The organism is Gordonia alkaliphila (genome assembly GCF_023017165.1).
Lineage (GTDB): Bacteria > Actinomycetota > Actinomycetes > Mycobacteriales > Mycobacteriaceae > Gordonia > Gordonia alkaliphila.
On record NZ_JALKBW010000001.1, the window covers coordinates 1800633 to 1822179 of the forward strand.

Below are 21547 nucleotides of genomic sequence, written 5' to 3' on the forward strand. Positions count from 1 at the left end.
TTGCCATATATGCGTAAACGCGCATATATTGAGGTTATGGGCACTTCGCATGGCCATGAGGGTCATTCGCACGGGCCGAGTGCGGCGGAGTTGGCAGCCGGTGGGTCACGGCGCCGACTGTGGCCGATGGTCCTGGCCGTCGGGCTGATCGGCTCCTACTTCTTCGTTGAACTCTTCGTCGGTATCGCCATCGAGTCGCTGGCGCTGATCGCCGACGCCGGGCACATGCTGACCGACGTGGTCGCACTGTCCATGGGGCTGAGCGCGTTGCTGCTGTCCCGCCACGGGCGGATCACCGACTCGCGCAGCTTCGGCTGGTTCCGCGCCGAAGTCTTCACCGCCGTGCTCAACGCGATCCTGCTGATCGGCGTGGGGGCGTTCATTCTCTACGAGGCCGTCGAACGGATCGGCGGCGAGGCGCCCGAGATCCCCGGTGCGACGCTGGTGATCGTCGCGCTGATCGGTCTGGCCGTCAACGTGGTCGTGATGCTGCTGCTGCGTGCCGACGCCAAGGCGTCGATCGCGGTTCGCGGGGCCTACCTCGAAGTGCTCGCCGACGCCGTCGGCAGCGTGGGCGTCCTCACCGCCGGCGTGGTCACGATGACCACCGGGTGGCGGTACGCCGACGTGGTGGTCGCCGTGCTCATCGCGCTCTGGGTGGTGCCGCGCGCCGTGCGCCTGGCCAAGGACGCGTTGAAGATCCTCAACCAGCAGGCGCCGGACCACATCGACGTCGCCGCCCTGCGCGAAGAGCTCCTCGCCGTCGACGGTGTGCTGGACGTGCACGATCTGCACGTCTGGTCGGTGACCACCGGGATGGACGTGGCCACCGTGCACGTGGTGAGCGACGGCGACTACTCCCGCGTGCTGCATCAGGCGCGGGCCGTCCTCACTGAGCACGGTCTGGTGCACGCCACGGTGCAGGTGAATCCGTCGGCCGACCAGAGCGACTGCTGCGAAGAGCTGACCTGGTGAGCGGCTGAAAGCGGCAGCCCAACGCACAGGCGGCGGCCCGACCCGCCAGCGGCTGCCCGGCCCAAAGGCGACAGTCAGGCCCAGAGGCGGCAGCCCGCACCAGAAGCGGCAGCCGGGGCGGCCGCCTCTGACGGCGACTGCCGCCTTTGTGGGGGAGTGGCGCCTGTGCGGCCTACAGGGGGAGGTAGTCCCAGAAGAGGAAGAGGCGCCAGCCCACCGAGATCAGCGCAGTCGGGACGTCGAACAGTCCGATGATCGCGTAGATGACGTCGAAGAAGGCGCGGTTCAGGAACGGAATGAACAGCAGCGCGAAGACGAGCAGGAAGCCCCACGGCGCGATCTTCGCGGCGCTCTGCCGGGTCTGCGGCGACAGGTAGGGCTCGATCGCGCCGTAGCCGTCGAAGCCGGGCACCGGAATCAGGTTCAAGACGGTCGCCGTGATCTGCAGGAACGCGAGCATGGTCAGGCCGCCGAGCAGGTTCCCGTACTCCTCCGACAGCGGGATGAAGCGCACCGCCAGCAGCAGCACGATGCCGAGGGCCAGGTTGGTGGCCGGGCCGGCCAGGCTGACGCGGGTGCGCTGCCCGTTGGTCATGCCGGCGGTGTGCAGGTACACCGCGCCGCCGGGGAAACCGATGCCGCCGAGCACGATGATCAGCAGCGGCAGTCCCAACGACAGTCCCGGATGGGTGTACTTGCGCGGATCCAGGGTGAGGTAGCCGCGCAGTTCCGCCGACCGGTCGCCGTAGCGGAAGGCGGTGAAGGCGTGCGCGAACTCGTGCAGGCACAGCGAGATCACCCAGCCGCCGAGGATCAACAGCCACATGCCGCCGATCGACATCGCCGAGCGTTCGAATCCGCTCTGCCACAGCATGATGCCGCCGGCCACGGTGGCCACGACCAGACCGAGGAACACCGGGCCGGGCCGGACCGCGCGCAGCGCGGTCATCGTGGGCGTGGGGGTCACGGGCAGACCAGCTTCCAGTTCAGGTGGTGGCGGTAGAACGTCGAGCGCTTCACCACGCGCTCGGTCAGCACGCCTTCGCGTTCGACGACGAGATTGGTGCCACCGGTCTGTGCGGCGCGGCCGGTCACCCAGCCGCCGGGGAGTCGTCGATCCCGGCGTGCCCGCACGCCCGGCAGCTCCGGCAGCGGCTCGATCACCACGCCGCGGACGTCGCCGTCGAACAGTCGCTCCGAATCGACGTAGGTCTCGCCGTGCAGTTTGGCGCCCTCGGCGCCCAGATGTCGGGCCCGGCCCACCAGGACGGTGGCGGCGTCGTCGCGGATCAGCGGAAGCTCTTGCGCCACACCGTTTTCCGCGAGCGCAAGAGCTTCGGCGCCGTGCGGCAGCCGGTAGATCCTGGTGGCGCGTGTGGCGACTGGCGCCACGTAGGCGATCTCCAGATCGAGGCGTTCGTGGCGCATCAGCACGCCTACCACCGCCGACAGTGCGACGTCGGGAAGGGCCTCCTCCGGCGGCGGCGTCACGATCAGCCGGGTCACGTTCGGGTCGGCGACCGCGGCGGTGACGACGCGGGTCAGGGCGGCTGCTTCGCTGCCCGCGGGCGGCGGGACGATCTGGATCGATACCACTCCAATAGGGTATCTGCGTCGCCGAACCAGTAGGGTTGTCGGCGAACAGGAGGAGCACCTGACATGGCTGCGATTGTGCTGATCGGTGCCCAATGGGGCGACGAGGGCAAGGGTAAGGCGACCGATCTACTGGGCGGAAAGCTCCAGTGGGTGGTCCGCTACCAGGGCGGAAACAATGCGGGACACACTGTGGTCCTGCCGAGCGGCGAGACCTTCGCCCTCCATTTGATCCCGTCCGGCATCCTCACCCCGGGGGTCAACAACGTGATCGGCAACGGCGTGGTCGTGGACCCGTCGGTGTTGCTCAACGAGCTCAAGGGTCTGGAGGATCGCGGCGTCGACACCACCGGCCTGATGATCTCCGCGGACGCGCATCTGCTGATGCCGTACCACGTGGCCATCGACAAGGTCACCGAGCGATTCCTCGGCAACAACAAGATCGGCACCACCGGTCGCGGCATCGGCCCGTGCTACCAGGACAAGATCGCCCGCGTCGGCGTTCGTGTGGCCGACGTGCTCGACGAGAAGATCCTCACCCAGAAGGTCGAAGCCGCCCTGGAGTTCAAGAACCAGGTGCTCACCAAGATCTACAACCGCAAGGGCCTCGACGCCCAGCAGGTGGTGGACGAGACGCTGGAGCTGGCCGAAGGCTTCAAGCACCGCATCGCCAACACCCAGCTGCTGCTGAACCAGGCGCTCGAGCGCGGCGAGACCGTGCTCCTCGAGGGCAGCCAGGGCACGCTGCTCGACGTGGATCACGGCACCTACCCGTACGTGACGTCGTCGAACCCCACCGCCGGCGGCGCCGCCGTGGGCGCAGGCCTCGGTCCGAACAAGATCGAGACCGTCCTGGGCATTCTGAAGGCGTACACCACGCGCGTCGGCGAGGGACCGTTCCCCACCGAGCTCTTCGACGAGTGGGGCGAGTACCTGGCCGTGACCGGCGGCGAGGTGGGCGTGACCACCGGTCGCGCCCGTCGCTGCGGCTGGTTCGACGCGGTGATCGCGCGCTATGCGACGCGCATCAACGGCATCACCGACTACTTCCTGACCAAGCTCGACGTGCTGTCCGGGATCGCGGAGATCCCGATCTGCGTGGCCTACGACGTCGACGGCGTGCGGCACGACGAGATGCCGATGACCCAGACCGACTTCCACCACGCGAAGCCGATCTTCGAGTCGATGCCCGGCTGGACCGAGGACATCTCGGGCTGCCGCAGCTTCGACGAGCTCCCGGTGAACGCGCAGAAGTACATTCTGCGGCTGGAGGAGCTGTCCGGCGCCCACATTTCGTGCATCGGTGTGGGCCCGGGTCGGGATCAGACGATCGTGCGCCGCGAACTGGTCTGACCGGACTCCGGTGCCCGGCAGGTTCGCGACACCCCGTCGCCGCGCGTCCTGGATCAGCCGGGATTACGGCTCCATCCTGCTGGGCTCGGCCGACCAGGATCCCCGGCAGGTCCGCGTCCGGATTCAGGTCCTGCTGACCGGAGCGGTGATCTTCGCGAACCTGATCGGCATCGTGATCGCGGTGTCGCTGGGCGCGGTCGGCATCCCCGAACCGTCGTTCCTGCGGCGCGACCTGCTCCAGATCAACGTGGTGGCTGTTCCGGTCTACGCCGCTGGTGCGCTGCTGATCGGCACCCTGCTCGGCACCGTCATCGTCACACGCGGGCTGCGGTGGTCGATCAATGACCAGATTCCGACGCCGGTGGATGTGCGCCGCACCCTCGCCGCACGCCGTCGGCTGATGGGCATGCAGTTCGTGCTGTGGTTGGGCGCCGCGGTGCTGTTGGGCTTCCTCTACGGCGCCGTCGACACCGAACTGGTGCCGAAGGCCGTGCTGATCACCGTCATGTGCGGGCTGGTGGTGGTCGCCATCTCCAACCTGCTGACCGACCTCATGCTGCGCCCGGTCTCGGCCAAGATCCTGCAGGCCGGTCTGGGCTGGCGCGGCTCGTCGCTGCGCTCGCGCGCCCTCTCGGCCTGGATGGTGGGCACCGGCGTTCCGCTGGTGGGAATCTTCCTGGTGGTCTTCTTCGCCGCCTTCTCCCCGGAGACGTCGAAGATGAACGTCTTCGTCGCTGTCACCGTGCTGACCGCAGTGGCCGTGGGCGTCGGCATGCTGGTGATGATCCTGTTCGCGTGGAGCGTCACCGGCCCGATCCGCAGCGTGCGCACCGGGATGGCGCGGGTGCGCGGCGGCGACGTGGCCGTGGAGCACGATCTGGTGGTCTACGACGCCTCCGAACTCGGCGAACTGCAGTTCGGCTTCAACAACATGGTCGCGGGCCTGCGCGAGCAGGAACGCATGCGGGACCTGTTCAACCGGCACGTCGGACGCGACGTGGCCTCCGCCGCGCTGGCGGCCGATCCGGAGCTCGGCGGCGCCGAACGCGTGGTGGCGGTGGTCTTCGTCGACGTCATCGGGTCCACGCAGCTCGCCACCCGACGCTCGCCCACCGAGGTGGTGGACCTGCTGAACCAGTTCTTCGGGGTGATCGTCGAGGCCACCGAACGCAACGACGGATTGGTCAACAAATTCGAGGGCGACGCCGTCCTGTCGATCTTCGGCGCTCCGGTGGTGATCGACGACCCGGCCGGCGCCGCGCTGCAGGCGGCCCGGGAGATCGCGCAACGACTGCGCACCGAAGTGCCCGACCTGCAGGCCGGGATCGGCGTGAGTTACGGCACCGTGGTGGCCGGCAACGTCGGCGCCATCTCGCGCTTCGAATACACGGTGATCGGCGATCCGGTGAACGAGAGCGCGCGGATCTCCGAATCGGCCAAGCAGGACCCGCGGGTGCCCTGGGCCAGCGGACGCGTGGTCGACGCCGCCGAACCGAGCGAGCGCACGCGCTGGAAGCCGGTGGCGAGCGTGGTGCTGCGCGGGCGCGACGAGCCGACGCAGCTGTACGTCCCGCGGCTGATCCCGAATGCGGCGGCGGGCGAGTCGGGCGAGGGTTCGCCGTAGACTGCGGGGCATGACGTCGCCTCAGGAACCGACGCCGCCGCACCCGCCGCGGACCTCGGCCCGTTCGGTCCCGCCGAAGTATTCGGCACCCCCTGCTCGCCCACCGCGGTGAAAGTGATGCTGCTCGGGTCCGGTGAACTCGGCAAAGAGGTCACCATCGCGCTGCAGCGACTCGGCGTGGAGGTGATCGCCGTCGATCGGTACGCGGGCGCGCCCGCGCACCAGGTCGCGCACACCGCCGAGGTGATCGACATGATGGACCCGGTCGCGGTGCGCGCCGTGATCGACAAGCACCGGCCCCGCTACGTGCTGCCGGAGATCGAGGCCATCGCCACCGACGCGCTGGTCGCGGTCGAGGCCGAGGGTCTGGCCGAGGTGATCCCCAGCGCCAAGGGCGTTTCCCTGACCCTGGACCGCGAAGGCATCCGTCGGATGGCCGACGAGGAGCTGGGCCTGCCGACCTCGGCGTACCTGTTCGCCGACACCGTCGAGGAGTTGCGCGCGGGCGCGTACCGCGTGGGCTATCCGTGCGTGGTGAAGCCGGTGATGTCGTCCTCGGGCAAGGGCCAGTCGGTGATGCGCAGCGAAGCCGACGTCGACTCGGCGTGGGAGATCGCCATGACCGGCGGTCGCGTCAGCAGCAAACGCGTCATCGTCGAGCGGTTCGTCGACTTCGACTACGAGGTGACGCTCCTGACGGTGCGCGCGGTGGATCCGGCCACCGGCGAGTTGGCGACCTACTTCTGCGAGCCGATCGGACACCGCCAGAGCGACGGCGACTACGTGGAGAGCTGGCAGCCGCAGCCGATGAGCGAGATCGCGTACGGTGCGGCCCGGTCGATCGCGGCTCGCGTGGTCTCGGCGATGGGCGCGGCCGATCAGCGGTTCAGCGGTCGCGGCGTCTTCGGCGTGGAACTGTTCATCAAGGGCGACGAGGTGTTCTTCTCCGAGGTCAGCCCCCGCCCGCACGACACCGGGCTGGTGACGCTGGCGACCCAGCGGCTGTCCGAGTTCGAACTGCATGCGCGCGCGGTCCTCGGCCTCCCGGTGACCACCGAGATGCGCTCGCCGGGCGCCTCCGCGGTGATCTACGGTCGGCACGACGAAGAGGCGATCCGGTTCGCCGGGGTCGCGCAGGCGCTCGCCGACCCGCAGGTGGATCTGCGGCTGTTCGGCAAGCCGGAGAGCTTCGCCACGCGGCGCATGGGTGTCGCCGTCGCGACCGGCGTCGACACCGACCAGGCACGACGACGTGCCGCCCACGCCGCCGACCTCGTGATCCGCTGGCCGCCGACGATCCGATTCCGGCGGCACCGACCCGGCGGCCCCGACCGTCCGCCCCCGAACCCGTTGCGCCGAGCAGACCGTGATCGGTGCTCCGTGGTGCGTCCGCCGGTGCCGCCGCAGGGCCGTCGCCGTTCCCGCCCCGGGAGCACCGCATGCGGGGACCCCAGCAGGGAGTGACCCAGCCGGGCCGTCGGCCGCCGTTCCCGCCGCAGGGCCCCCCGCCGGGCGGTCCGCGCCCGCCGCGCGGCATGCCCGGTCCGGCCGGACCCGGCGGTCCGCGTCCGGCCGGCCCGCCCCCGCCGCGCTACTGACGGTCGTCGGCGACCTGCCGATGTTGCTCCATGAGTTCGCGCCGGAGGAGCTTGCCCGTCGGTAGCCGGGGCAGTCGGCTCACGAAGTCGAGTGCGCGCGGGCACTTGTAGCCGGAGAGCTGGTCGGTGAGGTGACGCAGCAGCCGCTCCTGCGTCGCCGCATCGGCGGCGACGCCGGGGCTCAATTGCACGGCGCCGTGCACCACCTGTCCGAGCTCGTCGTGGTCCACACCGAAGACCGCCGCATCGGCCACATCCGGATGGACGAGTAGGAGATTCTCGGCTTCCTGCGGGTAGATGTTCACGCCGCCGGACAGGATGAGGTCGGATCGTCGTTCCGACAGGTACAGGTAGCCGTCGGCGTCGAGGTAGCCGAGGTCGCCGACGGTGGCCCACCCACGGTCGTTGTGCGCTTGCGCGGTCTTGGCGGCGTCGTTGAGGTACGCGAAGCTCGGCCCGCCCGCCGACCAGATCTCGCCCACGGTCCCCGGCGCGACGGGGCCGCCGTCCCCGTCCAGGATGTGCACCGCACCGACCAGAGGCTTGCCGACCGACCCGGGATGGGCCAGCCACTCGTCCGAATCGAGCTCGGTGAACAGGTAGTTCTCGGTGGCCGAGTAGAACTCGCGGACGATCGGCCCGACCCAGTCGATGAGCTGTCGCTTGGCCGCTTGCGGCATCGGTGCGGCGGCGTGGACCAGGCAGCGCAGCGACGAGAGGTCCGCGGCGCGGCGGCGTTCCAGCGGCAGCTTGAGCATCCGCAGCAGCATGGTCGGAACCATCTGCGCCACGGTGACCCGGTGCTCGGCGATCAGATCCAGCGCCGACTGGGCGTCGAAGGACTCCATCACCACCACGAGTCCGCCGTACCGGTGCACGGACATGCCGACCCGGAGCGGAGCGGCGTGATACAGCGGTGCCGGGGAGAGGTACACGCTGTCGGCGTCGAGGCCCCAGCGTTCGTGGAACAGCGTGGTGAATCCGGGAGGACTGCCCAACGGTGCTGACGGCAGGTCGGCGACGACCCCCTTCGGTCGGCCGGTGGTGCCCGACGAGTACAGCAGGTCCGCGCCTTCGGCCTCATCGGGATGGGGTTCCACTCCGCCGATCGCGGTGGTCAGCGCGACGGCGCCGTCGACGTCGGCGCCGGTGGTGAACAGATGCGGAACACCCGCCGCCTCAGCGGCGGCGTGGGCCGTCTCCAGGTGGTGCGGACTGGTGATCAGCGTCTGCACTCGGGCGTCGCGCAGGATGTACGCGACGTCGTCGGACGACAAGCGGGTGGACAGCGCCACATATCGCAGTCCGGCCCGCTGGAAGGCCCAGACGACGGGGAAGTAGTACTCGTTGTTCTCCATCAGCACGGCTACCGTGTCGCCGTGCCGCAAGCCGCGCTGGTGCAGCAGACCGGCGACGGCACGCGACGTGGCGACCAGCTCGCCGTAGGTGACGGTGAGTCCTGACGACGCCATCACGTAGGCGGGCCGATCCGGATCGGTGTGGGCGTAGGTGTCGGGGAACAGGGGGAGGTGAGTCATCGGGGACGGCCCTTTCAGATGTCGGGACGGATCAGTACAGGTAGTCCTCGCCGCTGGCGCGCACGGTGATGTCGCTGATGCTGATGCCCCACGGCTGATCGATCACGTGGACCACGGCGTCGGCGAGATCCTCGGGCTTGATCAGCCAGTACTGGATCGAGTCGTCGTCGGCCAGCGCCGCGGGCAGCTCTCCGTCCATCAGCGCGGTGAGGTGCTCGGTGTACTCCGCGCTGCGTTGGCCGACGAGACCGTAGATGGCGGTGTCGTTGACGATCCAACTGGCGAGGTTGGTGCCGGTGATCCCGGTCGGCTTGACGGTGGTGACCTTGATCTTGCCCTTGGACTCGATGCGGAGTGAGTCCGACAGCACGGTGACCGCGGCCTTGGTGGCGCTGTAGACGCCGGAGCCGGCGATCCCGGCGTTGCCGTAGATCGACGAGATGTTGACGACCTGGCCGCGTCCCTGCTCGATCATCTGGTCGTAGACGGCGGTGATGCCGTTCACGACGCCCTTGATGTTGATGTCGATGGCGCGGTCCCACTTGTCGGCGGCCCGGGCGTGGTCGGCGAAGTACGCCAACGGCATCACCCCGGCGTTGTTCACCAGCACATCGACGGCGCCGTATTCCTGAACCGCGCGCGCCACGGCCGCCTGCAGTTGGGTTCGGTCGGTGACGTCGGCGGCGATGCCGAAGCCGCTGCCGACTCCGGTGATGAGAACGACTTTGTTGTGCAGTGGTCAGACACGGTGATTCCTTTGCAGAGGGGGATGAAGGGCGGAGAGGGGGAACGGGCGGCGAGTCAGACGATGTCGAGTGCGTCGAGCACGGCGGCCACCGCGGCCGGGTCGCCGTGCACCTGGGCGGCGCTGCGCCAGGCGCTGCGTCGGGTGGCCCAGGAGGTGAAGGCGAGCGCGTCGCTGTGCACGGTGTTCGCGGGCAGGTCCTCGACGCTCACCTCGTCGACGGCCACGCCGTCGGCCACGTCCGCGGAGGCGGAGACCTGGAACGCCCGTTCGGTGGCGCCGGTGAGGTGGATGCCGACCGGTCCGGTCAGTGCCGCGCGGATCGACGATCCGCACATCGGCGGCAGCCCGGCCATCATCCAGTCGATCGCGGGATCGATCGCCGCCGCGACCGGAAGGTCTACCGCGAGGGTGACCGGTCCGTGCGGTGCCAGCAGGTCCGACTGCAGGTGGACCAGGTGGTCGAAGGCCACGGCGTCGGCGAGCTGGCTCAGCCGGTAGGTGCCGAGATCGAGCATCTCGATCGGCTGGTCGCGCAGCTCCGGACTCTGCAACGCCTCGAGGGTGGCCAGACCGGCTGCGCTCTGTGCGAGGTAGTAGTCGTGCACCTGCGCGGTGCTCCAGTCCGCCCGCTCGACGACGGCGGCGTCGTTGAGACGCTCGGAGGTACCGCTGGGATTGTCCGGGAACACGAGTTCGGGGTCAGCGATGAAGTTGAAGAACAACCCCAGGTGGCCGACCAGATCTTGGACGCGCCAGCCGCGGCACGCGCTGTCGGCGGCCCAGTCCGCGGGTTCGAGACGATCGAGGATCGTCGAGGTGGTCGCGGCGAGTTCGGTGGCCGCGCGCAGTCCTGCGATGGACATACGGAGATTCCTTTCGGGGAGGTCGGGGAGAGGCCGGAAGCCTGCTTCAGGCGGTGAGGAAGATGGACTTGGTCACCTGGTACGACGCCAGGCCTTCGGGCCCGAGTTCCCGACCGATGCCGCTGGACTTGACGCCGCCGAACGGTGAACCCCAGTCGAGGTTGAACGTGTTGACGCCGAACGAGCCGGTCTCCACGCGTCGCGCGACGTCGAGACCGCGTTCGTCGTCGGTGGTCCACACCGTGCCGCCGAGTCCGTACTCGGAGTCGTTCGCGAGGGCGACGGCATCGTCGACATCGTCGTAGGCCAGCACGGTCAGGACCGGTCCGAAGATCTCCTCGCGGGCGATGACGCTGGCATTGTCGACGCCGCCGAAGACGGTGGGGGCGACGAAGTAGCCGCGGTCCATGCCGTCGGGGGCGCCGCCCCCCGGTGGTCACGACACCGCCGTCGGCGCGCCCCCGGTCGATGAATCCGAGGACACGATCGCGCTGGGTTCCGCTGACCAGCGGGCCGATGAAGGTGCTCTCGTCGAGCGGATCCCCGACGGGCAGACCGCGGGCCATCTCGGTGATCGCCTCCAGGTAGGTGTCGTAGCCGGTGGCGGGCACCAGGATGCGCGTGGACATGTAACAGGTCTGGCCGGCATTCAGCAGCGACGCGGTGGCCAGACCGCTGACAGTGGCTTCCAGGTCGGCGTCGTCGAGTACCAGAGCTGCGGATTTGCCGCCGAGCTCGAGTGTCACGGGACGGATCAGCTCACCGCAAACCTTGCCGATCTGTCGGCCGGCCGCGGTCGAACCGGTGAACGCGACCTTGTCCACATCGGGATGGGCGACGAGGTAGCGGCCTACGTCGGCCCCGCCGGTGACGATGTTCAAGGTGCCGGCGGGCAGGCCGGCTTCGAGGGCGGCTTCGGCGAGGACATACGAGTCGAGCGTGGTCTCCGGCGACGGCTTGAGCACGACCGTGCAGCCGGCGGCCAACGCCGGTGCGATCTTGAACATCGAGAGCACCGCGGGGAAGTTCCACGGGGCGATGGCGGCGACCACGCCGACCGGATCGCGGCGGACCACGGTGGTGCCGGGCATCGGCCGGCTTTCCCTGCGCTCCTCGACGGGCAGCGTTTCGATCAGGTCGGCGTAGTAGCGGAGCAGTTGCACCGGCGCCTCGCCCTCGGCGAAGCGAGCCAACGCGATCGGCATGCCGTTCTCGCGGCTGACGGTGGTCGCACGCAGTTCGGACCGCGACGCGAGCGCATCGGCGAACCGGCGAAGGACGGCGGCTCGGTCGCCGGGTTCGAGGGTGCGCCACGGGCCGGACCGATAGGCCGCGCGGGTTCTCCTCCTCGGGTGGCGTGAGTAGCGCCATAGTGCGGTGGTGATGTGCTCAGTCTCTCGGCTCCGGCTGGGCGATTACTTGACTTGGCGCGACATACTTTTTACTTTCGAGACCATGTCGGACCTCATCAGCGCCGCGTCGCTCAGCGAGTTGCCGGAAATGCTGGCGGAACTGGGCGTGGACGTGGACGCCTTCTTCCGCCGCGTGGGAATCGATCGACGGGTGGTGGGCGCGCACGACCGCTACGTCCCGTTCTCGGCGTTGGCCGCGGCGCTCGGCGAGGCCGCGCGCGAGTGTGGAATGCCGGATTTCGCCCTGCGGCTGGCGGGCCGGCAGCACCCGGACATCCTCGGTCCCGTCGCGATAGCGGCGCGCAATGCCGACACGGTGGGGGCCGCGCTGCGGGCCGTCACCGACTACGCGCACGTGTACAGCCCGGCGTTGGCCACGCAGCTCGACATCGATGGGCAGTACGTGGCCTACGAGTTCCGTACGTTGCTGCGACGGCTGCCCGCCCGCGACCATGTCGTCGAGCTGGCGCTCGGGGTGACTCTGTCGGCGTTCCGCATGCTTGCCGGGCCGGAGTTCCATCCCACCCGCGTCACCTTCGCACACCCGCAGATCGCCGAGCGGGCGGTGTATGTGGGGCATTTCGGATGTCCGGTGGAGTTCGACGCTTCGCGCAGCAGCATGGTGTTCCCGCGGGCCCTGATGGAGCGTCGACTGCGGGAGGGGGACCCGTTGGCGCACGATCTGGCACTCCGGTTCATGGCCGGGGCCGACCGGGAGACCGCATTCATCGATGCGACGGCGGACATGATCAAGCGCTCCATGCCGGTCGGGCGCGCCGACGTCCCGCAGATCGCGGAACTGTTGATGGTGCATCCGCGCTCGCTGCAACGGCGACTGCGGGCGGCAGGAACAAGTTTCGAGGAGGTGTTCGATCAGGTGCGCCGAGACACCGCCGACGGGCTGCTCGCCAACCCCGATGTGCCGATGTCGACCGTCTCACGACACCTGGGTTACTCCGAACAGAGTTCGCTGACGCGGAGCTCCCGTCGGTGGTTCGGAGTCACGCCGGGTCAGCGTCGGCGGGCTTTGCTGCAGAGCCGGCCGGAGGACTGACCCGGGCCCCGACCGGCACCACCAGCGGGCCACCGGAGACCGGATCGGTCACCACTAGCGCGGCCAGTCCGAAGGCCTCGAGCAGCAGCTCGGGGGTGAGGATCTCGCGCGGTGCGCCCTGCGCGATCACCGCGCCGTCGGCCATCACCACGATCCAGTCGCTGTACCGGGCGGCGAGATTGAGGTCGTGCAGCACCATCACCACGGTCTTGCCGTGCTCGTGTTTGAGGGCGTGGACCAGGTCGAGCACCTCCACCGAATGGGCGAGGTCGAGATAGGTGGTCGGTTCGTCGAGCAGCAGGAGATCGGTCTCCTGCGCGAGGGTGAGGGCGATCCACACCCGCTGCCGTTGACCGCCGGACAGTGCTTCGATCGGGCGGTCGGAGAGCTCGGCGGTGTGCGTCATCGCCATCGCGCGGTCGACGGCGGCCGCGTCGTCGCTGCTCCATTGGCGATACCAGGACTGATGCGGATGGCGGCCCCGCGCCACCAGGTCGGCGACGAGCACGCCTTCCGGTGCCACCGGCTGCTGCGGCAGCAGCCCCAGGGTCTGGGCCACGGTCCGGGGCCGCAGCGAACGGATGTCGTGGCCGTCGAGCGTCACGGTCCCGGTGCGGGCCGGCAGCAGCCGCGCGAGGGCTCGGAGCATGGTCGACTTCCCGCAGCCGTTGGGCCCGATGATCGTGGTGATCGCATCGTCGGGGACCGCGAAATCCTGGCGGTCGATGATGAGCCGGCCGTCGTAGCCCACGGACAGGTCGTCGGCGCGTAAACGAGTCATGCGGTGGCCTTTCGAGCGGTGGTGATCATCAGGTAGATCAGGAAGGGGCCGCCGACGGCCGCGGTGACCACGCCGACGGGCAGGCCGTCGGGCAGCGCGGTGCGGGTGAGGACGTCGGCGAGAAGCACGAGGACGGCGCCGAGGAGGCCGGACGTGATCGGCGGCGGGGTGCCCGAACGCGCCAAGCGCAGGGCGATCTGGGGTGCGAGCAGGCCGACGAACGCGATCGGACCGGCTGCCGACACGGACAGCGCGGCGACGATCACCGCGACCACGAGGGTGCCGGCGATCGCCGGACCCCCGCGCACGCCGAGGCCGCGGGCGGTGTCGACGCCGAGGCCGAGCGTGCGCAGGTCGCGAGCAACGATGATCGACCAGCCGGTGCCGATCACCACGGCGACGAGCGCGGCGGGCACCACCTGCCAGCTGCCGTACGACACCGAACCGACGATCCAGCGCTGGGCGCGGGCCGCGTCCCACTCCTGGGCGCGGGCCAGTAGGAAGCCGACGAGGGCCTGCAGCATCGCGGTCAGGCCGACGCCGACGAGTATCAACCGCAGGGTGCTCATGCTCAACTCGCTGCCGCGCCGGAACGACAACGCGTACATCGCCGCGGCAGCGATCAGCCCGCCGAGCAGCGCGGCGACCGGGACGCCGAGATCGCTCAGCCACGCGTCCCCGGCGGCGCCCAGGGTGATGGCGGCGACCGCGCCGATGCTCGCGCCGGCGGTGATGCCGAGGAGGTCCGGCGTGGCCAGCGGGTTGCGGGCGATGAGCTGGGTCAACGACCCGGCCAGGCCCAGCCCGAAGCCGACCAGCCCTGCGATCAGTGCGCGGGGGAGGGCGTCGTCGAAGACCACCACGTTCTCCGCGCGGGTGCCGCCGCCGAGCAGGATGCGGGCGACGTCGACCGGCGTGGTGAACCCGATCGCGACGTCGGCCAGGAAGGCGACCGCCGCCACCGCGGCCGCGGCGACGCCGATCAGCAGCAGGCGGCGGTTCACCGGCCACGTCGCGGGCCCGACGGCGATGGTCGGGCGTCGATCCAGGGGAGTGATACTCATACGGCAGGCAACCTCCGGCGACGCACCATCAGGATCAAGGCCGGGCCGCCGACCAGGGCCAGCATCACCCCGGCAGGCACTTCGCCGGGCCGGGCGACGACGCGGCCCAGCACGTCGCAGCCGACCAGCAGGGCGGCGCCGAGCAACGCCGAGAAGGGCACCACCCAGCGATAGTCGGGGCCGGTGATCGCCCGTGCGAGGTGGGGGACCACCAGGCCGAGGAAGGCGATCGGCCCGCACGCAGCGGTGGCCGCACCGGCCAGCAGGGTGATGGTGGCGATGCCGGAGAGCCGGATCAGCCAGACCCGTCCGCCGAGGGCGGTGGCCATGTCGTCGCCCAGGCTGAGGAGATTAAGGAACCAGCCGCCGGCCAGCGCTGCGACGAGGCCGACGAGGACGAGAGGTGCGACGGTCGCGAGGACGTCGGCGCCGCGACCGCCGAGCGCGCCCACGTTCCACGTGCGCCAGGCGTCGAGCGTGGCGCCGTCGGACAGCACGGTCGCGGACGTCACCGCCATCAGGAACGCGGACAGTCCGGCGCCGGCGAGCACCAGGGTCAGCGGCGTCGCACCGGACACATTGGCCAGCGCGAAGACCGCGACCGACGCCAGGCCCGCACCGATCAGGGCGGCCGCGGCGGTGGATACCGTGCCGGTGGTGCCGAAGACGAAGACTCCGATCACCACCGCGCACGCTGCGCCCGCATTGATGCCGAGGAGCCCGGGATCGGCGAGCGGGTTGCGAGTGTGCCCCTGGGTCAGTGCGCCCGCGGCGCCCAGCGCTGCACCGGCGAGCAGTCCGAGGGCCGTGCGGGTGAGCCGACCGTCGATCAGTTTCGCGATCTCGCCGTCGACCCTGTCGCGATGGAAGAGGCCGTCGACGACGGTGCCGTAGCCCAGATCGTGCGGACCCAGCCCGGATCCGACCGCCACCGACACCACGCATAATCCGGTGAGCAGTACACCGAGAAGCAGCGCCCCGCTCACCCTTGTCATGAAGGGTAACCTTACCTAACTAACTCGTCCTAAGGTTACTGGGTGATGACCTCACCCGTAACGTTTCGCGGCACAGAGGCCGATAAGTCCTTGTGAATAGGAACTGATCCCTGTTACGCAGGATGCGGGGCCATCGCACTCGAAGGCTGCCGAACTCGCATCGTTGGACACATCTGACTGACTGAGACATACGGAACGAAGGGCATGATCATGAAGAAGCTTCTCACTCGCGCGGCCATTGCGGTGACCGCAGCCGGCTCCATCGGCGCCGGCACCCTCATGGCTGCGGCCCCCGCCGAAGCTGCTGTGCCGAACCTCCGCGTCAGCGGCGCCGTGACCTGTAACTTCGGCATGCAGCCGGGGCAGCCGTGGACCGCCGGCATCTGGAACATGACTCGCGTTCTTCGGGTGACCGCCGACGACGGCAACTTCAAGAACGTCACGCTCCAGGAGATCAACGGCCCGAAGAAGTTCGCGCCCTGGCTCTCCTCGACCGGCAAGATCGGCGACAAGACGGTGCCTCGCACCCTCGAGATCAAGACCGTCTGGCCGGGCTGCTTCCCGTCGTCTATCGCCGGCTACGCGATCTCGGACTACCAGGAGAACCTGCTCGACAACGCCGGTTTCTGGTGGAACCTGCGCGAGGTCCCGCGCGGCGAGAAGAAGCCCGACAGCAACGCCGCTCTGACCCAGCTGTCCGGCGGCGGCGTCGACGATCCCCGCGCACCGCAGATCCCCGGCGTCAACTGACCCCACCCGGATCCTCCCGGACACAGACCAGCGGCCCGCCCCGAAAGGGGCGGGCCGCTGGCGTTTGTGCGGGGTACCGGTCGCTAGCTCTTGGCGACCTTGCCGGGCTCGGAGGCGGCGAGCATCTCGTGACGCTCGACGACCTTCTTGCGGTCGCGGCCCTCGGCGGCGCCGAGACCGCGCTCGTACTCGTCCAGGCGGTACCAGCCGTCCCAGGTGGTGTACGGAACCTGACGGCTCTCCAGCAGGTCGATCACCGCGTCCTCGCCGGGAGCGGTCGGCTCGTTGAGCACGCCGTTCACCATGTCCTCCACCAGGCATTCGACGGTCTCGTTGGCGTCGCCCTTGGTGTGGCCGATCAGACCGACGGGTCCGCGCTTGATCCACCCGGTGGTGTAGAGCCCGGTCACGTGCTTGCCCTCGTCGAAGACGCGGCCCGCTTCGTTGGGGATCACGCCGGCTTGGGAGTCGAACGGGATCTCCGGCAGGTTGTCCGAGAGGTAGCCGACGGCGCGATACACCGCGCCCAGGTCCCAGTCGGTGGTGCGGCCGGTGCCCTTGACGTTGCCGGTGCCGTCGAGCTCGGTGCGCTCGGTCCGCAGGCCGACGACCTTGCCGTCTTCGCCGAGGATCTCCACCGGGCTCTCGAAGAAGTGCAGGAAGAGCTTGTGGATCGCGCCCTGCTTGGGCTCGTGGATGGCGTAGTTCTCGATGATCGTCGCCACCTGGTCGGTGATCTTGGAGGCGCGACGGGCCACGGCGGAACCCTCGTCGTACTCGATGTCCTCCGGGTTCACCACCACCTCGATGTTCGGCGAGTGGTCGAGCTCCTTGAGCTCGAGCGGCGTGAACTTCGCCTGGGCGGGGCCGCGTCGACCGAAGACGTGCACCTCGACGGCCTTGTTGGCCTTCAAGCCCTGGTAGACGTTGTCCGGGATCTCGGTGGGGAGCAGCTCGTCGCCGGTCTTGGCGAGCACGCGGGCCACGTCGAGCGCCACGTTGCCGACACCGATCACGGCGACCTTCTCCGCTTCCAGCGGCCATTCGCGCGGGAAGTCGGGGTGGCCGTCGTACCAGGCGACGAACTCGGCGGCGCCGTAGCTGCCGTCCAGGTCGACGCCCGGGATCTTGAGTTCCCGATCGTCGGTCGCGCCGGTGGAGAACACGATCGCGTCGTAGTGGGTCTTCAGATCGGCCAGCGTGATGTCGGTGCCGTAGTCGATGTTGCCGAGCAGGCGGACCTGCGGCTTGTCGAGCACCTTGTGTAGCGCGGTGATGATGCCCTTGATGCGGGGATGGTCGGGCGCGACGCCGTACCGGATCAGGCCGAACGGGGCCGGCATGCGCTCGTACAGGTCGATGCTGACCCCGCGGGCGGCGGCCGTGTCCGACTTCATCAGCGCGTCGGCACAGTAGATGCCGGCGGGACCGGCTCCGACGATCGCTACGCGCAGCGGGCGGCTGTTCTCACTCATTGGTCAGTCGCTTCCTCAGCTGAAAGAACGTGTGGTACTTCCACGGTATGCGCTGGTGAGTCAGCACCAAAATTTCCACTGAGGCTGCCCTCACTAATACCGAAACTGCGGCAAACCCTTGACTCGGGAGGCGGTGCTCGGCTATTGGCGCGCCCCGCGCCGGAGACCGGGGCGGGTCCGGAATGGGTAGGGCCGATAGAATCGGCCCTCATGAGCGACCAGAGCCCCGGCGGCGCCGACTATCCGAACTCCAAGCGCGCCCCGGACGGCTACCCCGAAGCCATGGCCGAGGAGTTCGGTTCGGACGATCCGGGACGCAGTCGCTGGCCCTTCATGGTGGCCCTCGGTTTCGTGGTGCTCCTGGTCGCCGGGATCGCCGGGGTGGCACTGATCGATCCGCCCGCGGAGCGGCTCAGCGATTCGGCTCAGGTGCAGCACGCGGTGAACGACGCGTTCACCGCGCGCAACTCGCTGAACTACGAGCAGTACCGCGAGGCCCACTGCGAGGCCGACCGGCAGGCCGCCGACTTCCCGACCGCTGCGGAGTTCGCCGACGAGAACCGCGCGGCGCGTACCGAGCACGGCCAGATCGTGATCCCGGACATGGCGGTGGAGATGCAGGGCGACGTGGCCGCGGTCCAGGTGAACTGGCATCGCGAGGACACGCCCGACGAGAAGCAGACGACCGACCTGACGGTGATCCGGCAGGGCGACGAATGGAAGGTGTGCAACGCATGAGCTACGCCGGTGACGTGACCCCGCAGGAAGCCTGGGATCGCCTGCAGAGCAACCCGAAAGCCGTCCTGGTGGACTGCCGCACCGAGGCCGAATGGTCCTTTGTCGGGGTTCCGGACCTGAGCGGAATCGGCAAGCAGGCCGTCCTCATCGAATGGATCGGTTTCCCGGGTGGGACGCCGAACACGCGCTTCGTGGAGCAGCTGCGGGCGGCCGGCGTGGCCGACGACGCCGAACTGCTGCTGCTGTGCCGCTCGGGCGCCCGCTCGATCAGTGCCGCCGAGGCCGCCACCGCGGACGGAATCGCGGGGGCGTACAACATTCTGGACGGGTTCGAAGGCGCGCTGGACGAAGCCGGCCACCGCGGATCCACCGGTTGGCGCGCTGTGGGCCTGCCCTGGCGTCAGCAGTAGAAAAGGGGACTTTGATGAGTCGTGACCTGCCTGAATGGGTATCGCCCGAAACCGTGGCGGTCCGCGGGGGAACCATGCGGTCGGGGTTTTTCGAGACCTCGGAGGCGCTCTTCCTCAACAGCGGCTACGTCTACGACTCGGCCGCGGCCGCCGAACGCGCCTTCACCGGTGAGGACAAGCGGTTCGTCTACTCGCGGTACGGCAACCCGACGGTGGAGATGTTCACCGAGCGGCTCCGGCAGATCGAGGGGACCGAAGCGGGCTTCGCGACCGCGAGCGGCATGGCGGCGGTCTTCGTGGCGCTCGGCGCGCTGCTGAAGAAGGGCAGCCGTCTGGTGGCCGCCCGCAGCCTGTTCGGCTCGTGCTTCGTGGTGTGCAACGAGATCCTCCCGTCGTGGGGCGTGGAGACCGTCTTCGTCGACGGCGAAGACCTCGCGCAGTGGGAGCAGGCGCTCTCGGTGCCGACCGACGCGGTGTTCTTCGAGACGCCGTCGAACCCGATGCAGACCCTGGTGGACGTCCGCGCGGTCGCCGAGCTGGCGCACGCCGCCGGTGCACAGGTGGTGCTCGACAACGTCTTCGCGACGCCGCTGCTGCAGCGCGGCCCGGAGATGGGCGCCGACGTGATCGTGTACTCGGGCACCAAGCACATCGACGGGCAGGGCCGCGTGATGGGCGGCGCGGTGCTCGGCACCAGCGAATTCATCGACGGCCCGGTCCGCGCGCTGATGCGCCACACCGGTCCGGCGCTGAGCCCGTTCAACGCCTGGGTGATGCTCAAGGGCCTGGAGACCATGAAGCTGCGGCTGGACCAGTCGGTGGCCAGTGCGCTGACGATCGCCGAGTTCCTCGACGCCGATCCGCGCGTGGCCACCACGCTGTACCCGTTCCTGCCGTCGCACCCGCAGTACGAGCTGGCGCGCTCGCAGATGTCCGGCGGCGGCACCGTGATCACGTTCGAGTTGGCCGAGCAGCCCGGGAAGTCGGCGAAGGAGCGGGCCTTCGAGGTGCTCGACGGCTTGGCGATCGTCGACATCTCCAACAACCTCGGCGATGCGAAGAGCCTGATCACCCATCCGGCGACCACCACGCACCGCGCGATGGGGCCGGACGGTCGTGCGGCGATCGGCCTCACCGACGCCATGGTGCGCCTGTCGGTGGGCCTGGAGAACGTCGACGACCTGATCCGCGACCTGGATCAGGCGCTCGGGTAGGTCAGCTGCCGCGGCGGCGGTCCGCGTCTAACCGGTCGGGTCGAGCCCCAGGGCTCGGCGCGCGGTGCGGAACTTGGCCGTCGTCTCGGCCACTTCGGCGTCCGGATCGGAGTCGGCGACGATGCCGCCGCCGGCCCAGGCGCGGACCGTGCGGTGGTCGGCGCCGAGTTCCAAGCAGCGGATGGACACCAGCCATTCACCGTCACCCGCGGCATCGCACCAGCCGACCGTGCCCGCGTAGAAGTCGCGGGGACCCTCGAGTTCGGTGATCAGCGCGGTCGCCGCGTCGGTCGGGGTGCCGCCCACCGCCGGCGTCGGGCTCAGCAGTGCAGCCAGATCCAGTGCGGTGACCGTGTCGTCGGCCAGCCGGCCGTGGATCGGGGTGGCCAGGTGCCACATCTCACCCGTCGACATCAGGACCGGACGGGCGGGCACGTCGAGTTCCACGCAGAGCGGGGCCAGTCGGGTGCGCAGATCATCGACCACGAAGGCGTGCTCGGCGAGATCCTTGCGCGACTGCAGCAGCTGCTGTGCCGCGGCCTCGTCGGCGACCGGGTCCGCCTGACGGGGCGCGGATCCGGCGTACGGGTGGCACGTGACGGTGCGGCCTTCGCGGCGGACCAGGAGCTCCGGGCTCGCGCCGAGCAGCCACTGTCCGGCGTGGCCGGGGGCGGCGTCGAGGGTGGCACCGAAGATCGCCGCGCCGGGCCCGATGTGGGCGAACGCGGCCAGCAGATCGGTGGGCGCGACGGCCGACTCCAGCGTCCACTCCGCTTGTCGGGCCAACACCACCTTCGCCACGGTGCCCGCGTCGATGGCGGCCAATGCTGCGCGCACCCGCGCGGCGTGCTCGGCCGCGGGGGTGAGGGTTTCGGCGAGAAGGCGCGCGGGTCGGGGCGGGTGCGCCCGCAGCGGCGCCGAGCGGGACCATCGTTCGGGAACGGTGAGCGCGGCCGCGGCGGCCGTGTCGAAACCGAGGGCCCCGGTCACCACGGGCGCGGATCCGGCGGCCAACGCGGCCCGCGCCGCGGCCACCGCGTCGAAGCCGGCGGCGACGCCCTCACCGCGACAACCGTGCCCGTCGCGGGCGAGGACGAAACTGGGCTGCGGCACGGGTCCACGCTACTGCCCGCCGGTCCGCGGCCTGCGTCACAGTCATGAAAGGGCAGGTCAGGCTAGTTAAACTCACCGCGCTCCTAACCGTCGCGGGAGCGTCGCCGATTCGGCACAGTAGTCAGCGGGTCACGAGTATCAGCGTCTAAGCCCGGGCTGGCTGATCGGCAACCCTCCACCGCGGTGGGGTGCTCCCGGTGACGACCCGGCTGTCGGCCGACCGGTCGCGGCAAGCGCGGATTCGCTAGG

19 protein-coding genes, 1 pseudogene and 1 riboswitch are annotated in these 21547 nt (G+C 69.6%); of the genes and pseudogenes, 9 read left to right on the forward strand and 11 right to left on the reverse strand.

Annotation, left to right across the window (positions count from 1 at the left end):
• The first annotated feature begins 36 nt into the window (after nt 1–36).
• Nucleotides 37–975, forward strand: coding sequence for a cation diffusion facilitator family transporter (locus MUG78_RS08085; RefSeq protein ID WP_246993725.1), 939 nt, complete (start codon nt 37–39; stop codon nt 973–975).
• 172 nt (nt 976–1147) lie between these two features.
• On the opposite strand, the gene MUG78_RS08090 is transcribed toward MUG78_RS08085, so the two are convergent.
• A complete protein-coding gene (locus MUG78_RS08090) occupies nt 1148–1924 on the reverse strand; it encodes a site-2 protease family protein (protein ID WP_246996923.1) in 777 nt (258 codons plus the stop codon).
• A gap of 14 nt (nt 1925–1938) precedes the next feature.
• Complete coding sequence (locus MUG78_RS08095; RefSeq protein WP_246993726.1) at nt 1939–2571, reverse strand: hypothetical protein; 633 nt, start codon at nt 2569–2571, stop codon at nt 1939–1941.
• Between the two features lie 63 nt (nt 2572–2634).
• On the opposite strand from MUG78_RS08095, the gene MUG78_RS08100 reads away from it, so the two are divergent.
• The 3 genes from MUG78_RS08100 (at nt 2635) to purT (ending at nt 7009) form a co-directional block, all read left to right on the forward strand.
• A complete protein-coding gene (locus MUG78_RS08100) occupies nt 2635–3921 on the forward strand; it encodes an adenylosuccinate synthase (RefSeq protein ID WP_246993727.1) in 1287 nt (428 codons plus the stop codon).
• Between the two features lie 10 nt (nt 3922–3931).
• Nucleotides 3932–5545 (forward strand): adenylate/guanylate cyclase domain-containing protein, encoded by a 1614-nt coding sequence (locus MUG78_RS08105; protein ID WP_246993728.1) that lies wholly within the window; start codon nt 3932–3934, stop codon nt 5543–5545.
• Between the two features lie 117 nt (nt 5546–5662).
• Nucleotides 5663–7009 (forward strand): formate-dependent phosphoribosylglycinamide formyltransferase, encoded by a 1347-nt coding sequence (gene purT, locus MUG78_RS08110; RefSeq protein ID WP_372493164.1) that lies wholly within the window; start codon nt 5663–5665, stop codon nt 7007–7009.
• 127 nt (nt 7010–7136) lie between these two features.
• On the opposite strand, the gene MUG78_RS08115 is transcribed toward purT, so the two are convergent.
• The 4 genes and pseudogenes from MUG78_RS08115 to MUG78_RS08130 form a co-directional block, all read right to left on the reverse strand.
• Nucleotides 7137–8681, reverse strand: coding sequence for an AMP-binding protein (locus MUG78_RS08115; RefSeq protein ID WP_246993729.1), 1545 nt, complete (start codon nt 8679–8681; stop codon nt 7137–7139).
• A gap of 31 nt (nt 8682–8712) precedes the next feature.
• Complete coding sequence (locus MUG78_RS08120) at nt 8713–9417, reverse strand: SDR family oxidoreductase (protein WP_246996925.1); 705 nt, start codon at nt 9415–9417, stop codon at nt 8713–8715.
• Nucleotides 9418–9482: 65 nt separating this feature from the next.
• The gene (locus MUG78_RS08125) at nt 9483–10292 is read right to left on the reverse strand and encodes a maleylpyruvate isomerase N-terminal domain-containing protein (RefSeq protein ID WP_246993730.1); all 810 of its coding nucleotides are present in this window, start codon (nt 10290–10292) and stop codon (nt 9483–9485) included.
• A 46-nt stretch (nt 10293–10338) separates the two neighbouring features.
• Nucleotides 10339–11629 (reverse strand): annotated as a pseudogene (locus MUG78_RS08130) (aldehyde dehydrogenase); the annotation flags it as partial.
• Nucleotides 11630–11747: 118 nt separating this feature from the next.
• Between MUG78_RS08130 and MUG78_RS08135 the strand changes: the two are divergent.
• Nucleotides 11748–12758, forward strand: a complete 1011-nt coding sequence (locus MUG78_RS08135; RefSeq protein WP_246993731.1) for an AraC family transcriptional regulator — start codon at nt 11748–11750, stop codon at nt 12756–12758.
• Here MUG78_RS08135 and MUG78_RS08140 read toward each other — a convergent pair.
• The 3 genes from MUG78_RS08140 to MUG78_RS08150 are packed head-to-tail and all read right to left on the reverse strand — an operon-like array spanning nt 12706 to nt 15598.
• Entirely contained in the window at nt 12706–13539 is an 834-nt protein-coding gene (locus MUG78_RS08140; RefSeq protein WP_246993732.1) for an ABC transporter ATP-binding protein, read from the reverse strand. The two genes, MUG78_RS08135 and MUG78_RS08140, sit on opposite strands and share 53 nt — an antisense overlap.
• Nucleotides 13536–14603, reverse strand: a complete 1068-nt coding sequence (locus MUG78_RS08145) for a FecCD family ABC transporter permease (protein WP_246993733.1) — start codon at nt 14601–14603, stop codon at nt 13536–13538. The genes MUG78_RS08140 and MUG78_RS08145 overlap by 4 nt, the downstream gene beginning before the upstream one ends.
• Nucleotides 14600–15598, reverse strand: a complete 999-nt coding sequence (locus tag MUG78_RS08150; protein ID WP_246993734.1) for a FecCD family ABC transporter permease — start codon at nt 15596–15598, stop codon at nt 14600–14602. Before MUG78_RS08150 ends, MUG78_RS08145 begins: the two co-directional genes overlap by 4 nt.
• A 210-nt stretch (nt 15599–15808) precedes the next feature.
• Between MUG78_RS08150 and MUG78_RS08155 the strand changes: the two genes are divergently transcribed.
• Nucleotides 15809–16348: a hypothetical protein gene (locus MUG78_RS08155; RefSeq protein WP_246993735.1), complete on the forward strand. Its 540-nt coding sequence runs from the start codon at nt 15809–15811 to the stop codon at nt 16346–16348.
• A gap of 83 nt (nt 16349–16431) precedes the next feature.
• Here MUG78_RS08155 and MUG78_RS08160 read toward each other — a convergent pair whose 3' ends face one another.
• Nucleotides 16432–17823 carry an FAD-dependent oxidoreductase gene (locus tag MUG78_RS08160; RefSeq protein WP_246993736.1) on the reverse strand — a complete coding sequence of 464 codons (1392 nt, stop codon included), beginning with the start codon at nt 17821–17823 and terminating at the stop codon, nt 16432–16434.
• Between the two features lie 210 nt (nt 17824–18033).
• Between MUG78_RS08160 and MUG78_RS08165 the strand changes: the two genes are divergently transcribed.
• Genes MUG78_RS08165 through MUG78_RS08175 form a run of 3 tightly spaced genes read left to right on the forward strand, consistent with a single transcriptional unit; the run spans nt 18034 to nt 20185 of the window.
• Nucleotides 18034–18561 (forward strand): Rv0361 family membrane protein, encoded by a 528-nt coding sequence (locus MUG78_RS08165; RefSeq protein WP_246993737.1) that lies wholly within the window; start codon nt 18034–18036, stop codon nt 18559–18561.
• The gene (locus MUG78_RS08170; protein WP_246993738.1) at nt 18558–18971 is read left to right on the forward strand and encodes a rhodanese-like domain-containing protein; all 414 of its coding nucleotides are present in this window, start codon (nt 18558–18560) and stop codon (nt 18969–18971) included. The genes MUG78_RS08165 and MUG78_RS08170 overlap by 4 nt, the downstream gene beginning before the upstream one ends.
• A gap of 14 nt (nt 18972–18985) precedes the next feature.
• Nucleotides 18986–20185 (forward strand): O-succinylhomoserine sulfhydrylase, encoded by a 1200-nt coding sequence (locus MUG78_RS08175; protein ID WP_246993739.1) that lies wholly within the window; start codon nt 18986–18988, stop codon nt 20183–20185.
• A gap of 27 nt (nt 20186–20212) precedes the next feature.
• Here MUG78_RS08175 and MUG78_RS08180 read toward each other — a convergent pair whose 3' ends face one another.
• Nucleotides 20213–21298 (reverse strand): isochorismate synthase, encoded by a 1086-nt coding sequence (locus MUG78_RS08180; RefSeq protein ID WP_246993740.1) that lies wholly within the window; start codon nt 21296–21298, stop codon nt 20213–20215.
• A 127-nt stretch (nt 21299–21425) separates the two neighbouring features.
• Nucleotides 21426–21540, forward strand: a riboswitch (SAM riboswitch).
• Nucleotides 21541–21547 lie beyond the last annotated feature (7 nt).